The 11,919-nt window shown below is 66.4% G+C and carries 15 protein-coding genes; 6 read left to right on the top strand and 9 right to left on the bottom strand.

Annotation, left to right across the window (positions count from 1 at the left end):
• The 5 genes from MAA8898_RS10085 to MAA8898_RS10065 form a co-directional block, all read right to left on the bottom strand.
• A partial coding sequence (locus MAA8898_RS10085; protein WP_217900496.1) for a hypothetical protein occupies positions 1 to 639 on the bottom strand: 639 nt, incomplete at its 3' end.
• Positions 640 to 800: 161 nt separating this feature from the next.
• Positions 801 to 2,156: a calcium-binding protein gene (locus MAA8898_RS10080; RefSeq protein ID WP_176445119.1), complete on the bottom strand. Its 1,356-nt coding sequence runs from the start codon at positions 2,154 to 2,156 to the stop codon at positions 801 to 803.
• Positions 2,157 to 2,271: 115 nt separating this feature from the next.
• Entirely contained in the window at positions 2,272 to 2,892 is a 621-nt protein-coding gene (locus tag MAA8898_RS10075; protein ID WP_094020857.1) for a DUF1523 family protein, read from the bottom strand.
• A 21-nt stretch (positions 2,893 to 2,913) separates the two neighbouring features.
• Positions 2,914 to 3,183 (bottom strand): hypothetical protein, encoded by a 270-nt coding sequence (locus MAA8898_RS10070; RefSeq protein WP_094020856.1) that lies wholly within the window; start codon positions 3,181 to 3,183, stop codon positions 2,914 to 2,916.
• A gap of 97 nt (positions 3,184 to 3,280) precedes the next feature.
• Entirely contained in the window at positions 3,281 to 3,607 is a 327-nt protein-coding gene (locus MAA8898_RS10065; protein WP_094020855.1) for a hypothetical protein, read from the bottom strand.
• Positions 3,608 to 3,731: 124 nt separating this feature from the next.
• On the opposite strand from MAA8898_RS10065, the gene MAA8898_RS10060 reads away from it, so the two are divergent.
• Both MAA8898_RS10060 and MAA8898_RS10055 read left to right on the top strand, forming a co-directional pair.
• Positions 3,732 to 4,283 (top strand): hypothetical protein, encoded by a 552-nt coding sequence (locus tag MAA8898_RS10060; RefSeq protein WP_094020854.1) that lies wholly within the window; start codon positions 3,732 to 3,734, stop codon positions 4,281 to 4,283.
• A gap of 142 nt (positions 4,284 to 4,425) precedes the next feature.
• Positions 4,426 to 4,914 carry a GNAT family N-acetyltransferase gene (locus tag MAA8898_RS10055; RefSeq protein ID WP_141194823.1) on the top strand — a complete coding sequence of 163 codons (489 nt, stop codon included), beginning with the start codon at positions 4,426 to 4,428 and terminating at the stop codon, positions 4,912 to 4,914.
• Between the two features lie 120 nt (positions 4,915 to 5,034).
• On the opposite strand, the gene MAA8898_RS10050 is transcribed toward MAA8898_RS10055, so the two are convergent.
• The gene (locus MAA8898_RS10050; protein WP_094020853.1) at positions 5,035 to 6,237 is read right to left on the bottom strand and encodes an aminopeptidase P family protein; all 1,203 of its coding nucleotides are present in this window, start codon (positions 6,235 to 6,237) and stop codon (positions 5,035 to 5,037) included.
• Positions 6,238 to 6,624: 387 nt separating this feature from the next.
• Here MAA8898_RS10050 and MAA8898_RS10045 point away from each other — a divergent pair, with 387 nt between their 5' ends.
• The gene (locus MAA8898_RS10045; protein WP_094020852.1) at positions 6,625 to 7,593 is read left to right on the top strand and encodes a sterol desaturase family protein; all 969 of its coding nucleotides are present in this window, start codon (positions 6,625 to 6,627) and stop codon (positions 7,591 to 7,593) included.
• Between the two features lie 24 nt (positions 7,594 to 7,617).
• A complete protein-coding gene (locus MAA8898_RS10040) occupies positions 7,618 to 8,148 on the top strand; it encodes a dihydrofolate reductase family protein (RefSeq protein WP_094020851.1) in 531 nt (176 codons plus the stop codon).
• 19 nt (positions 8,149 to 8,167) lie between these two features.
• Here the strand turns inward: MAA8898_RS10040 and MAA8898_RS10035 are convergent, their stop codons facing one another.
• The gene (locus MAA8898_RS10035; RefSeq protein WP_217900495.1) at positions 8,168 to 8,539 is read right to left on the bottom strand and encodes a cupin domain-containing protein; all 372 of its coding nucleotides are present in this window, start codon (positions 8,537 to 8,539) and stop codon (positions 8,168 to 8,170) included.
• A gap of 229 nt (positions 8,540 to 8,768) precedes the next feature.
• Here MAA8898_RS10035 and MAA8898_RS10030 point away from each other — a divergent pair, with 229 nt between their 5' ends.
• Positions 8,769 to 9,653, top strand: coding sequence for a LysR family transcriptional regulator (locus MAA8898_RS10030; RefSeq protein ID WP_094020850.1), 885 nt, complete (start codon positions 8,769 to 8,771; stop codon positions 9,651 to 9,653).
• Between the two features lie 18 nt (positions 9,654 to 9,671).
• Here MAA8898_RS10030 and MAA8898_RS10025 read toward each other — a convergent pair whose 3' ends face one another.
• Both MAA8898_RS10025 and MAA8898_RS10020 read right to left on the bottom strand, forming a co-directional pair.
• Complete coding sequence (locus MAA8898_RS10025; RefSeq protein WP_141194822.1) at positions 9,672 to 10,595, bottom strand: hypothetical protein; 924 nt, start codon at positions 10,593 to 10,595, stop codon at positions 9,672 to 9,674.
• Positions 10,588 to 10,935 carry a hypothetical protein gene (locus MAA8898_RS10020; protein ID WP_094020848.1) on the bottom strand — a complete coding sequence of 116 codons (348 nt, stop codon included), beginning with the start codon at positions 10,933 to 10,935 and terminating at the stop codon, positions 10,588 to 10,590. The genes MAA8898_RS10025 and MAA8898_RS10020 overlap by 8 nt, the downstream gene beginning before the upstream one ends.
• A 131-nt stretch (positions 10,936 to 11,066) precedes the next feature.
• On the opposite strand from MAA8898_RS10020, the gene MAA8898_RS10015 reads away from it, so the two are divergent.
• Entirely contained in the window at positions 11,067 to 11,885 is an 819-nt protein-coding gene (locus MAA8898_RS10015; RefSeq protein ID WP_094020847.1) for a hormone-sensitive lipase, read from the top strand.
• Positions 11,886 to 11,919 lie beyond the last annotated feature (34 nt).

Below are 11,919 nucleotides of genomic sequence, written 5' to 3'. Positions count from 1 at the left end.
GGACAGGATCCGGCCGCTGTTCACGATGTCGATGGTCAAACTTGGGCCGAAACCCTGCGTGATGGCGGCGCCGCTGCGGCCCTCGATGAGGCCGCTGTTCACGATCCTGAAGGCGCCGCCCGCGCCGGTCACGCCATCCAGCTTCAGTCCCGACGTCAGCCCCGAGATGGTGCCGCTGTTGTCGATCACGGAGAGGCCTGGCGTGGCGCCGCCCTCGACCGCGATCTGGGCGCCTTGGCCGGTCTGACCGATGATGGTGCCGGTGTTGACCAGCCTGACCTGGTAGATATCGGTTCCATGGACGATCGCCCCCCATTCTATCCCTGAGAAATACCCGGTGATCGCGCCATTGTTGACGATCTGTCTCAGACCACCGTATCCGCCGAGACCGACCGCGTTAAAGGTCGTGGAGGTGATCGAGCCTTGCGCTCCGACGGTCACGGTTCCGTTCCGCGAGACAAATACCGATATCGGCGTCGTGACGATGGCGCCGAGATTCACCAGGTCGCCGAAATCGTTGATGCCGACCGCATAGTTGCCGTACACCACAAGCGTGGATCCGGGTGTTATGACGCCCAGTTCGCCGACATTCAGCACCTGCGTGGTGGTCGAAAATCCGATGATATTGAAACTGGCCATGATTGGCACCTCAATGGACGCATGTCCGGCCCGGCCACCATCGGCTCAGGGACCGACAAACGGGTCCAGCATACAGGGTTCCGGGGCAGGCACCCAGCGGGTTTTGTGGCTTGGACAGGCGGTTGGCCGCAGCTCGGCCCGCCATTTCGTGTCGAAGGTGTCTACAGCACGAAATCCACCGCCGTCAGCCCGGTGACATCGGCCACCCGGATCTCGGCATCGACGCTGCCGTTTCCGTCCGCGTCGACTTGCACGATGGTCGAGCCGGTGGCCGTTTCGAACAGGCGCAGCTCGGGGTTTCCCGAGGGGGCAAAGGGCAGGGTGCCGCGGAACTCGAAGACTCCCGGCGACAGGCCCGCCACCACGATCAGGTCCGCGCCCTGCTCAAAGTCGAGCACCTGGTCGCGGTTGGCACCGACCACGCTCTCGGCCAGCGCGCGAAAGACAAAGTTGTCGGCCCCCGGTCCGCCGGTCAGCAGGTCCATTCCCAGCCCACCGGCAAGATCGTCCTCGCCGCCGCGACCGCGCAGGATGTCGTTGCCCGCCCCGCCTTCCAGCGTGTCGTCATCGGCGCCGCCGTCCATCGTGTCGTTGTCGGCGCCGCCGTCGAGATAATCGTTGCCGTCCTGGCCCACCACGATGTCATTGCCGTCGCCGGCGAAGATCGTGTCGCTGCCGGCGTTGCCGTTCAGCATGTCGTCGTTGCTGCCGCTGTCGATCCTGTCGTCGCCGGCGCCGCCGATGATGGTGTCGTTGCCGGTGTCGCCGGTCAGCGTGTCGTTGCCTGCGCGCCCGATCAGCAGGTCATGGTCCGCGCCGCCGTCGATCAGGTCGGCAAGATCGCCGCCGACCAGCGTGTCGTTTCCGGCATAACCCTGGACCTGGCCTGACGCGACGCCGGTGCCGATGTTCTCGTAGCGATCGGCCTGATTGGTCAGCGACACCCGGCCAAGGATCTGGCCGGAGTTGACGATGTCGGCGCGTGTGTAGCTGTCGAAAGAGAAATAGATCGCGGATCCAGTGGGTTCCAACGTGGCAATCTGCCCGCTGTTGACGATGCGCAGGGAGGCATACGTGTAGTCCTGCGCGATGATGATCGCTTCGAACCGGGCGGTGATGCTGCCGGTGTTCAGCACACTGAAGCCGGCCCCCAAGATCGTCAACCCAGTGAAATCGGCGGCGATGGTGCCATGGTTCGCGAAGGCGTTGTTCGTGCCGCCCGCCAGTATGGCACCGTTGCGACGGGCGTAGATGCTGCCCGTGTCGCCGACGGTGATCCGGCTGTTCGTCAGCCCGTCCGGGGTGATGATGTTTTGGTAGAAATTGATGCCGTCGTATTCGGTGTAGACTGTGCCCAGAACGAAAAGCGAGATGTTCGAGGTGCGATTTGCGATGCCCAGCGCATTGAAGCCGTTTCCGACAGCGGCAATCCGGACTCCTTCGGCCAGGAAGACCGTGTCGTCGTTGTCGATGTTGTAGGTGACGGTCTGGTTGGTGGTAATGACTTCGAACGCCATGGCGTCCTCCATGAAAGCGGGCCGTCATTCGGCCACGCTGACATGCGAGAATACGCCCTGGTCGCGATTCAGAATACAGAAATCTTGTGTGTGTTCAGGCGGCTAGGTCCAGGCGCTACTTGGAGCGGCCGAACAGCCCCCGCACCCGGTCGCCGCCGGCGTCCAGCTTGTCGCCCGCGGCCTCCAGCACCGGATCCACCCGGCGTTCCCAGAACCGCAGCCAGCGCACGCGCAGCGCCCAGAAGCCCGCGGCCAGCGCCAGCAGGATGATGATGTTGAGCCAGGGAATGATCGTGACGTCAGGCCCCGCGACCGGGCGGACCGAGATCGCGTTGGGAAAGATCGAGATGAATTCGACGCGCCAACCGTAGTGCTTGATCGCCACCCACTGCGGGTTGTCGGCGGTCGACCGAATGTCCGCCGCCTCGGCCTGGAGGTTGGAGGTGTCGAACTTGAAATACGGCGGCCAGCCCCAGCCGGTGTCTTCGTTGCGGTAGACCATGATGCTGTCGTCGGCACGGCGGGTCTGGATGAAGAACACGTCGCGGCTGTCGGCGGCGGCCGGGTTGCTGCCCACGTCCTGCTGCGCCCAGAACCAGCGGTTCTCACCGGGGTTCACGCGCTTTTCGTAGGTGTCGGTGATCCGCGCGATGTCGGTCTGCGGCAGCGTGTAGTGCAGAAAGGCCGCCACGACGATCCAGAAGGAGGCAATGAGGGTCCATTTCACGTATTTCATGCCTTGGCGCCTTTCAGCGGTTCAGTGGAAGTTCGTCAGATACACGATCAGCGTGACGATGGACAGGGGCAGGACATAGACCAGGGCGACCAGCGTGCGATGGCGTTTCGAGTCGTGCTCGGCCAGCCCGTCCCGCACGTAGTCTTCCTTGCTGCGCGGCTCCTCGGGGTCGGCGGCCCAGTCGATTTCCAGCAGCTCGCGCCGCCGGGCGCGCAGGTAGAACCACAACGATCCGTAGACCACCGTGAGCACGACCGCCGCCATGATCAGGAACCGCGCAAGTCCGAGCATTTCCGTCCTCCTGTTCATGAGGTGATACGGGGCAGCGGAAAAATCAACTCGGAAAGGCACGGGGGCGGAACGTGCGGCCGGGAAAGTCGCGCCCGGGTCACCAGGTGGCGGTTTTCCAGCGGCGCGGGGCGGTGGTGACGACCAGCAGCAGGATCGGCGCCCAGATCAGCCCGGCGCTGAAGCCCAGCCGCAGGAAATGCCCGATCGCCGGTCCCTGGTCCAGCAGGCCGAGTATACGTGCATCCTGAATTGCGTAGAGCAGCGCGAACCCACCCGAGGCCAGCAGCCAGACCAGCAGCGCCGAGACGACGCCGGTCAGCGCGATGCCGACCACGCTTTCGGGCATCAAGGCCTCGACGCCCCGGGTGACAAGCACCGTCAGGACGCACAGCGCGAGGATCTGGAGCAGGATTTCGACGACCATGGGTCAAGGATGGGGGCGGCGGCGCGCGGGATCAAGGGCAGGCATGTTTTCCCCACCTTGCCAGGGCGCGGCGACCTCTGACAGGGTGACGCCTTGTGTTCCAATCCTTGACGAGGTGACTTCGATGACCCGAATCCTTGCCGTTCTGCTGTCCACGACACTGGCGCTGCCGGCCCAGGCCGACGACGTGACGGACCTGATGAACTCGGCGCTCCAGGCCTACAGCGACGGCGACATCCAGTACGCGCTGGACGAGCTCGAGATGGCGCGGCAAAAGCTGCTGGCGATGAAGACCGCCAGCCTCGGGGCCTTTCTGCCGGAGGCGCCGGATGGCTGGACGCGCGAGGTCAACACCGACATGAACGCAGGTCTGGCCATGATGGGCGGCGGTGTCGGCGCCGAGGCGACCTATGTCGACGCAGGCGGCGCGACGGTCAAGATCACCCTGATGGCGGACAACCCGATGGTGATGGGCATGTCCGGGATGATCGCCAACGCCGCGATGATGGGCATGAAGACGGAGCGCATCCAGCGCCAGAAGTTCGCCGTGCAGGACAACCAGATGATGGCGCTGATCGCCAACCGAATCCTGGTGCAGGCCGATGGCGATCCGGAAAAGGCGCGGCCGCTGCTGGAACTGATGGACCTTGAGGGCATGTCGAGCTTTGGGCTGTAAGGGGTGCGGCTAAACGGGATTGGCGCAGGGCGGGGTGTGTTCCCGCCCTGTGCCGTCCGTGGTGCCTTTGGCGGATCGCCAGTGGCCGGCTGACAGTGACTGCGAGGCACCCGGACCCGTGGCGCCGTGCTACCATGATCGCATGAGCGCGACCCACCCTTACAGTTTTCGCAAGGCGACCCCGGACGATCTCGCCTTGCTCGCGGCGTGGCAGGCGCATCCGCATGTCCGTGAGTGGTGGGGCTCGGCCGAGCCGTATGACGCAGCGGACCTGGCGGATCCCCGGGTCACCCGCTGCATCGTCTCGATCCATGGGCGGCCCTTTGCGTTCATGCAGGACTACACGGTGCACGGCTGGACCGATCACCACTTTGTCGATCTGCCGAAAGGCGCGCGGGGGATCGACCAGTATATCGGAGAGCCCGAGCTGTTGGGGCTGGGGCATGGATCGGCGTTCATCGGGGCGAGAATGCAGGTTCTCTTTGATCAGGGTGCCCCCGTGATCGCGACCGATCCGCATCCGGACAACGCACGGGCGATTGCCGTCTACAGGAAGCTGGGGTTTGCATCCGCCGGACCACCGCAGGAGACCAGGTGGGGCCTGATCCTGCCCATGCTGGCAAGACGGTAGAAGCGACATCCAGGATCTGCCTGGCGACATGAAAAAAGGGCGGGGTCTGACCCGCCCTTCTGTCCGTCTTGCGATTGGCGCGAGGTCCCGGGTCAAGCCCGGAACGCGTTGCGCCAGGGGTCAGCCGACCACGTTGAAGCCGGGGCCGTAGGGATAGCCGGTGATGTCCTCGTTGCCGTCCTCGGTGATGAAGAGAATGTCATGCTCGCGGTAGCCACCGGCGCCGGGCTTGCCCTCGGCAATCGTCAGCATCGGCTCCATCGAGATCACCATGCCCGGTTCCAGAACGGTGTCGATGTCCTCGCGCAGTTCCAGCCCGGCCTCGCGGCCGTAGTAGTGCGACAGCACGCCGAACGAGTGGCCGTAGCCGAAGGTGCGGTATTGCAGCAGGTCGCGCTCGGCGAAGAAGGCGTTGATCTTGTGCGTGATCTCGGAACAGGAGGCGCCGGGTTTCAGCAGGGTCATGCCGTATTCATGGGCGGCGACGTTGGCCTCCCAGATCTTCAGGCTGGCGTCGTCGACCTCGCCCACGAACATGGTGCGTTCCAGCGCGGTGTAATAGCCCGAGATCATCGGGAAGCAGTTCAGCGACAGGATGTCGCCGCGCTGCAGCTTTCGCGCCGTGACCGGGTTGTGCGCGCCGTCGGTGTTGATGCCGGACTGGAACCAGACCCAGGTGTCGCGATACTCGGCGTCGGGATAGCGCTTGGCGATTTCCAGTTCCATCGCGTCGCGGCCGGCCATGGCAACGTCGATCTCGCGCGTGCCGACCTTGATCGCCTCCTTGATGGCGTAGCCGCCGACATCGGCGACGGCGGCCCCGGCGCGGATCAGGTCAAGCTCGGCCGGGGACTTGTGCATCCGCTGACGCATGGTGGCGGGGGCGACGTCGATGGCGCGCTCGGGGCGCAGGAAATCGTCCATCAGCGCCTTTTGCGCCAGGGTCATGTGGTCGGCCTCGTAGCCGAGGTTCTTGCCATGGCCGGTAACGGTGGCAATGGCGCGCCAGTAGTTGTTCCGCTCCCAGTCGGTGTAGGTGATGTTGTCGCCGTGGCAGCGCCGCCAGGGCTGTGCCGCGTCGATGCCGGCGGAGATGGTGACGCTGTCGGTGGCTGTCACGACCAGGCCGTAGGGCCGCCCGAACGAGCAGTAGAGAAAGCCCGAATAGTAGGCGATGTTGTGCATCGAGGTCAGGATGACGGCATCGAGGCCGGATTGCGCCATGGTGGCGCGCAAGCCATTGAGGCGCGCGTCATACTCGGCGGGCGCGAAGGGGAGCACGCGGTCTCCCTGGTGAAAACGGTAGTGCTGCGGACGTTCCATTCAGACCCTCCAGACGCGCGGCGAGGCCTTCCTCTACCGCGCTGGCAAAGCAAGGTCCCGGCGTACAGGACGGATAAGGGGTTTTGCTGCGGCGACGCCATCGCCTGCCCGCGCGCAGGATGCTGCGGCGCGGCGGGTCGTGCAAGCCTGAAAGCGTCGGGTCCGTGTCGGTTTCGGGAGCGAGGGGGGTGCTGCGCACCTTCGGGGCCAGCCCCCTCACCCCTCGCGATCCCCGGGATATTCCTGGCCAGAAGAAACCTGGGGGTTTGAGAGCCGGGGACTGCTCCGGTCCTGTCCGCAAACCGACGCGAAACCTGTCGCGGCGGGGCTGTATTGGACGGGACGGGTCAGGCATGATGCAACCAGGGACTGCGAAGGAGGCGAGGCATGGCGCGCACGGAATGGAACCACGTCCCCGAGACGCTGCCCTTGGCGACCAACCCGCTGTGGTCCTGGCCGCCGCGTCCGGGCGCGGTGCTGCGCTGGTACTGGGACAGCTGGTTTCCGGTCTCGGTCAGCCTGGGCATCGTGGCGCTGTCCTTTGCCTGTCTTGCCGTCGCCAGCCCGACGCTGGAGCAGGCGGTACGGCCTGGTCCCTGGATCGGGGTGATCCTGCTGCGCAACGCGCTGCTGGCGGGGCTCTTGGCGCAGGGGCTGCACATGGTCTTTCACGGCCGCGCCCTGCAAGGCACCGCGCACAAGTACGACCCGCGTCCCTTTCCCCGTCAGGGGCGGATGTTCAGCTTTGGCGACCAGTACCGCGACAACGTGTTCTGGACGATGGTGTCGGGCGTGCCGATCTGGACGCTGTGGGAGGCGGCGATCTGGTGGGCCATGGCCAACGCCGTCGCCCCGGTCTGGACCTGGGACGACGGCGCGGTCTGGTTTGTCGCCGTCTTCTTCCTGATCCCGGTCTGGGAAAGCTTCTATTTCTACTGGATCCACCGGCTGCTGCATGCCGGCCCCTTCTACCGCTTTCACGCCCTGCACCACCGCAACACCGATGTCGGACCCTGGTCAGGGCTGTCGATGCACCCGTTCGAGCATGTGCTGTATTTCGGCACGGCGGCGATTCACCTCGTGGTGCCGACGCATCCGGTGCACCTGGTCTGTCACCTGATGTTCTACGCGCTCTACGCGATCACCACGCACACCGGCTTCGAAGGGCTCTGGGCGGCGGGGCGCAAGCGGCTGCACCTGGGGAACTTTCACCACCAGATGCACCACCGCTATTTCGAGGTGAACTACGGCACGCTGGAGGTGCCCTGGGACCGTCTGTTCGGCACCTTCCATGACGGAACCGAGGAGGCCAAGGCGCGGATGAAGGAACGGCTGAAGGCGCGGGCGCGGTCGTAGGTTGGGCAAACGGGGGAGCGCTGCATGGCCAAGATCATCTTTGGAATGAACGTCTCGCTCGACGGCTATGTCGATCATGACCGCTTTGCGCCGGATGCGGCGCTGTTCGCGCATTGGACGGACCATGTGCGCGGCCTGACGGCCAGCGTCTATGGCCGCCGCATGTACGAGATCATGCGCTACTGGGACACGGACGATCCGTCATGGACGCCGGCGCTCCGTGACTTTGCCGTGGCCTGGCGGGCGCTGCCGAAATGGGTTGTGTCGCGGTCGCTGGCCTCGGTCGGCCCCAACGCCACGCTGGTCAGCGAAGAGACCGAGGGGGCGGTGCGCCGGTTGAAGGACACCCTGGAGGGCGAGGTTTCAATCTCCGGCCCGGTGCTGGCGCAGAGCCTCGCCGCCTCTGGCCTGATCGACGAATACCGTCTCTACCTGCATCCGGTCGTGCTGGGGTCCGGTGCGCCGTTCTTTGCCGGGCCGCGGCCCCGGCTGCGCCTCGTGGACAGCGAACGGATCGGCGGAGAGGTGATCCGCCTGACCTACGTCCCCGCCTAGAGAGGCTGGCGCCCGCAGCCTACTTCAGTTCGACCATGATGATGTGCGTCGGCGTGGTGCCGGTGTTTTCACCCATGTGGGTCCGGCCCTCGGAAAACAGGACCTGCCCGGGCACAAAGCTGCGGTTCAGCACCTTGCCGTCCGGAAGCGTCAGGCGACGCTCGAAGGCGCTGAGCGCGTTGACCACGAAGGCGGGGTGTTCGTGCATGCTTGTCCTGGCGCCGGGTTCGTCGCGGTACTCCAGCACCCGGACACCGTCGTTCTCGAACAGGGTCTTGTAGAGGTCGGGGTCGGTCAGTGCCGCATCCTGGGCGACAGCCCCCGAGGAAATGGCAAGGGCGGTCAGGATCGTGGCACAGCTGCGCACGATGGGATTGAGGTTCTTGGACATGTTCCACCTGTCAATAAGGCCCGGGCACGCGGACAAAGCCGCTCGCCGGGGCGGGGATTTTGTGAAATGTTTCAGAGATCTGCGCGCGGGCTTCGGTCTGGTCGCCTGGCTGCGCGATCCTGCCGACCACTCTGTCCCGGATGGCGCGGCCGGAGCAGTCGACAAATGTGCATAACCCGGCCGCAGAATCGCATAACATGGCCTTGCGAAACCCGATGGGCGCGCGAGCATGTTTCACTGGAACGATCTGAAGGTCTTTCTTGCGGTGGCCAGCGAAGGAAGCACGCTGGCGGCCGCGCGCCTGCTGAACGTGAACCAGTCTACCGTGCAGCGCCGGATCGTCGAACTCGAGGCTAGCCTCGGGCTACGCTTGGTGGAGCGGTGCGCGACCGGCCATCGGCTGACACCGGCCGGGCAATCGGTCCTGGAAATGGCCAGGCGGGTCGCTTCCGCCGTCAGGGAGTTCGAAAGCGTCTGTGCCGAGACCGCGCATGAATACGTGCTGCGGCTGACCTGTCCCGAACCGGTCGCCGAACGCCTGACGCAATCCGGGTTTCTCGACCGGTTCCACGCCAGGCATCCCGACCTGCGGGTCGAATTCGTGCTGGCGGACCACTACGTCGACCTTGCAAAAGGGCAGGCTGACGTCGCGTTCCGGTCCGGCGACACGGATGGCATTCTGGTCGGACGCAAGGTCGCAGAGTCGGTCTGGGCCATCTATGCCAGCGCCGCCTACCTGGAACGGCATGGGGCGCCGGCCACGGTTGCCGAGATTGCGGGACATGCCGTGGTCGCATTCGATGCCGGCATGTCCGGCCATCGCCTGTCGCAGTGGCTGACCGACATCGCGCCGGACGCGCATGTCACGGCACGGTGCGGGAGTGTTCTCGGCCTCGTCTCGGCCGTCAAGTCGGGCCTTGGTATCTCTGCCCTGCCAATTGCCCTGGGTGACGCGGAGCCCGGACTTGTCCGGATCCTGCCGCCGGTTCCCGAACTGAACCGGGCCTGGCGGCTGCTCTGCCATCCCGATGCGCGCAAGCTTCGCCGGGTCGACGCCTTCTTCGATTTCGTCGGCAAGCAGATCGAAGAGTTGCGCCCGGTGCTGACCGGGTAGTCTTCGCCGCGGGACGGCTCAGGGTGCCGTGACCGGCCAGCCGCCGCGCGCCAGTGCCGTGGCGATGCGGTGGGTGGCGTCGGGGCGGCTGTCGTCGATGGCCATGTCGCGGAAGAACCCCCACAGGTAGGCGGCAAAATCGGGTGTCATCTCCGGGGCGCAGATCACGGCCTCGGCGATGCCCTGATCATGCACCCTGGCGGCGATGTGGTGAAAGTCGACCTGCCCGAACAGGACAGCGGGTTTTTGCAGGAAATAGCCGGCCAGCGCGACGGAGGAATTCATCGTCGCCACGTAATCGCAGGCGGGCAGATAGGTCTCTGTCCCGCCTCTGGTGTAGCTGAAGCGGGGAAAACGGCGCGCGAAGGAGTCCAGCGCGGCGATGTCCTGCGGGCCGTAAACCTCGCGCGGGTGCAGCGTGGCGTGCAGGCGGCGCCTTGGGTCATGCGCCAGCAGGTGGTCGATCATCTGCAAGGGGGTGCAAGCCTGAAAGCTGCGCTGCTCGGACAGGCGGCCCTGCAAGGGGATCAGCACCAGCCCCTCCCGCGTGGGCGCGGCCATGCGGGCGAAATGGCGCTCTCGCATGTTGCCGAGGAAACGCGCGGCCTTGGCCGGGTCGATGCCGGCGGGATCGAAGGTGGCGCGCGCCACCGGCCAGGCCCAGCGTTCCGCGCTGCGCTCGATCCGCCAGAACGGCGCGTAGTAGGTGCGGCGGAAGGTCAGCCCGTGCGCGTTCGGCGGTGTGATCATCCGGACGAGGGAATGACCGGGGGCGGTGATGGCGGCTGCCAGCGCCTCGGGGGTGTCGTCGCACAGCGCGACCTGCCAGCCTTGATCGCGCAGGAGCGTGCAGAGGGTGGTCAGGAGCCCGTGCCGCCCGCTGGCCACCCGCTGCCGGAGGTCCGGGTAGAGGTAGAGGTGCGCGACCATCGGCTCAGCCATGGCTGGCCCGCAGCCACAGCTTGTATTCCAGCACGGCCCCGTCGTGGCGGGCCCGTGCCAGCTTGCGGCGCAGCAGATCCAGCGCGCGCTGCGGGTCGTGGTGATCCTCCCAGTTCTCGCCTTCCGGATCGTCGCCCAGGATTTCCCAGCCGGTGTCACGCACCGGTTCGCGAAACCGGGTGGCGACGGCCTCCATCAGCGCCACGCCCTCGCCAAAGCGCAGCGCAAAGCGGGCCAGCGCCTCGGCCTCGGCGGCGCGCAGCCAGGGCGACCCGTCGCCGCCCTGCGCGGCACGGCGCCAGGCGTCCAGCCGGTCGACGGCGGTCAGGCGGTCGCTCATCGCGGAGAGTGTCCGGTCAAAGGCTGGGCGGATCGGGGGGCGGATTGGGGCATGGCGGTCTCCGGTGGTCTTTTGCCCTTTGCCATGGCGCGGCGGTCGCGCCAAGTATGGGGAAAACGCCGGAGAACGAAATGGACCTGAGCGACGCCTACGCCATAGCCAGCCACACCCCCGACTGGGACAGCTACCCGCCGCGCTGGGCGGCAGCCTCCGAGGCCTACCGCAAGCGGCTGTCGGTGGCCGGGCGGGCGCGGTTGGGGGTGATGTACGGTCACGGTTCGCGCCAGGCGATGGACCTGTTCCTGCCCGACACACCGGCGCGCGGCCTGGTGGTCTTTGTGCATGGCGGCTACTGGAAGGCCTTTGACCGCTCCAGCTGGTCCTGGCTGGCCGAAGGTGCGCGGGCGCGCGGCTGGGCGGTGGCGATGCCGTCCTATGACCTGTGCCCGAGGGTGCGCATCTCGGACATCACGCGGCAGGTGGCGCAGGCGGTCACGGTGGCCGGCTCTGAGGTGCCGGGCGAGATCCGCCTCACCGGGCATTCGGCGGGCGGGCACCTGGTGGCGCGGCTGGGCACGCGCGGCGTGCTGCCCGATCCGCTGCGCGACAGGCTGGCGCAGGTGCTGCCGATCTCGCCGCTGGCGGACCTGCGGCCGCTGTTGAACACGTCGATGAATGCCGACCTGCGGCTGGACGAGGCCGAGGCCCGCGCCGAAAGCCCGATCTTCTGCCCGCCGCCCGCGGCGCCGGTCACCGTCTGGGTCGGCGCGGACGAACGGCCCGCGCTGGTCGCGCAGTCGCGCAAGCTGGCCGAGGTCTGGCGCTGCGGGCTGGTGGTGGAACCGGGCAGACACCATTTCGACGTGATCGACGCGCTGGCCGATCCTGACAGCGCCATGGTGGCGACCCTGTTGCAGGACGGGCCGGAAGGGCAGCCCGCCGCTGGCTGATTGCAATTCACCGGCCTTGTGCCTATTTCTCGCC

Origin of the sequence: Antarctobacter aquimaris (assembly GCF_900184945.1) — a bacterium.
Lineage (GTDB): Bacteria > Pseudomonadota > Alphaproteobacteria > Rhodobacterales > Rhodobacteraceae > Maliponia > Maliponia aquimaris.
This window is presented reverse-complemented; position numbering and strand designations above follow the sequence as displayed.

What these genes read in the sequence shown, in the direction of transcription:
- MAA8898_RS10080 (WP_176445119.1), bottom strand. Translation starts at nt 2,156, where the DNA reads ATGGCGTTCGAAGTCATTACCACCAACCAGACCGTCACCTACAACATC.
- MAA8898_RS10075 (WP_094020857.1), bottom strand. Translation starts at nt 2,892, where the DNA reads ATGAAATACGTGAAATGGACCCTCATTGCCTCCTTCTGGATCGTCGTG.
- MAA8898_RS10070 (WP_094020856.1), bottom strand. Translation starts at nt 3,183, where the DNA reads ATGCTCGGACTTGCGCGGTTCCTGATCATGGCGGCGGTCGTGCTCACG.
- MAA8898_RS10065 (WP_094020855.1), bottom strand. Translation starts at nt 3,607, where the DNA reads ATGGTCGTCGAAATCCTGCTCCAGATCCTCGCGCTGTGCGTCCTGACG.
- MAA8898_RS10060 (WP_094020854.1), top strand. Translation starts at nt 3,732, where the DNA reads ATGACCCGAATCCTTGCCGTTCTGCTGTCCACGACACTGGCGCTGCCG.
- MAA8898_RS10055 (WP_141194823.1), top strand. Translation starts at nt 4,426, where the DNA reads ATGAGCGCGACCCACCCTTACAGTTTTCGCAAGGCGACCCCGGACGAT.
- MAA8898_RS10050 (WP_094020853.1), bottom strand. Translation starts at nt 6,237, where the DNA reads ATGGAACGTCCGCAGCACTACCGTTTTCACCAGGGAGACCGCGTGCTC.
- MAA8898_RS10045 (WP_094020852.1), top strand. Translation starts at nt 6,625, where the DNA reads ATGGCGCGCACGGAATGGAACCACGTCCCCGAGACGCTGCCCTTGGCG.
- MAA8898_RS10040 (WP_094020851.1), top strand. Translation starts at nt 7,618, where the DNA reads ATGGCCAAGATCATCTTTGGAATGAACGTCTCGCTCGACGGCTATGTC.
- MAA8898_RS10035 (WP_217900495.1), bottom strand. Translation starts at nt 8,539, where the DNA reads ATGTCCAAGAACCTCAATCCCATCGTGCGCAGCTGTGCCACGATCCTG.
- MAA8898_RS10030 (WP_094020850.1), top strand. Translation starts at nt 8,769, where the DNA reads ATGTTTCACTGGAACGATCTGAAGGTCTTTCTTGCGGTGGCCAGCGAA.
- MAA8898_RS10025 (WP_141194822.1), bottom strand. Translation starts at nt 10,595, where the DNA reads ATGGCTGAGCCGATGGTCGCGCACCTCTACCTCTACCCGGACCTCCGG.
- MAA8898_RS10020 (WP_094020848.1), bottom strand. Translation starts at nt 10,935, where the DNA reads ATGAGCGACCGCCTGACCGCCGTCGACCGGCTGGACGCCTGGCGCCGT.
- MAA8898_RS10015 (WP_094020847.1), top strand. Translation starts at nt 11,067, where the DNA reads ATGGACCTGAGCGACGCCTACGCCATAGCCAGCCACACCCCCGACTGG.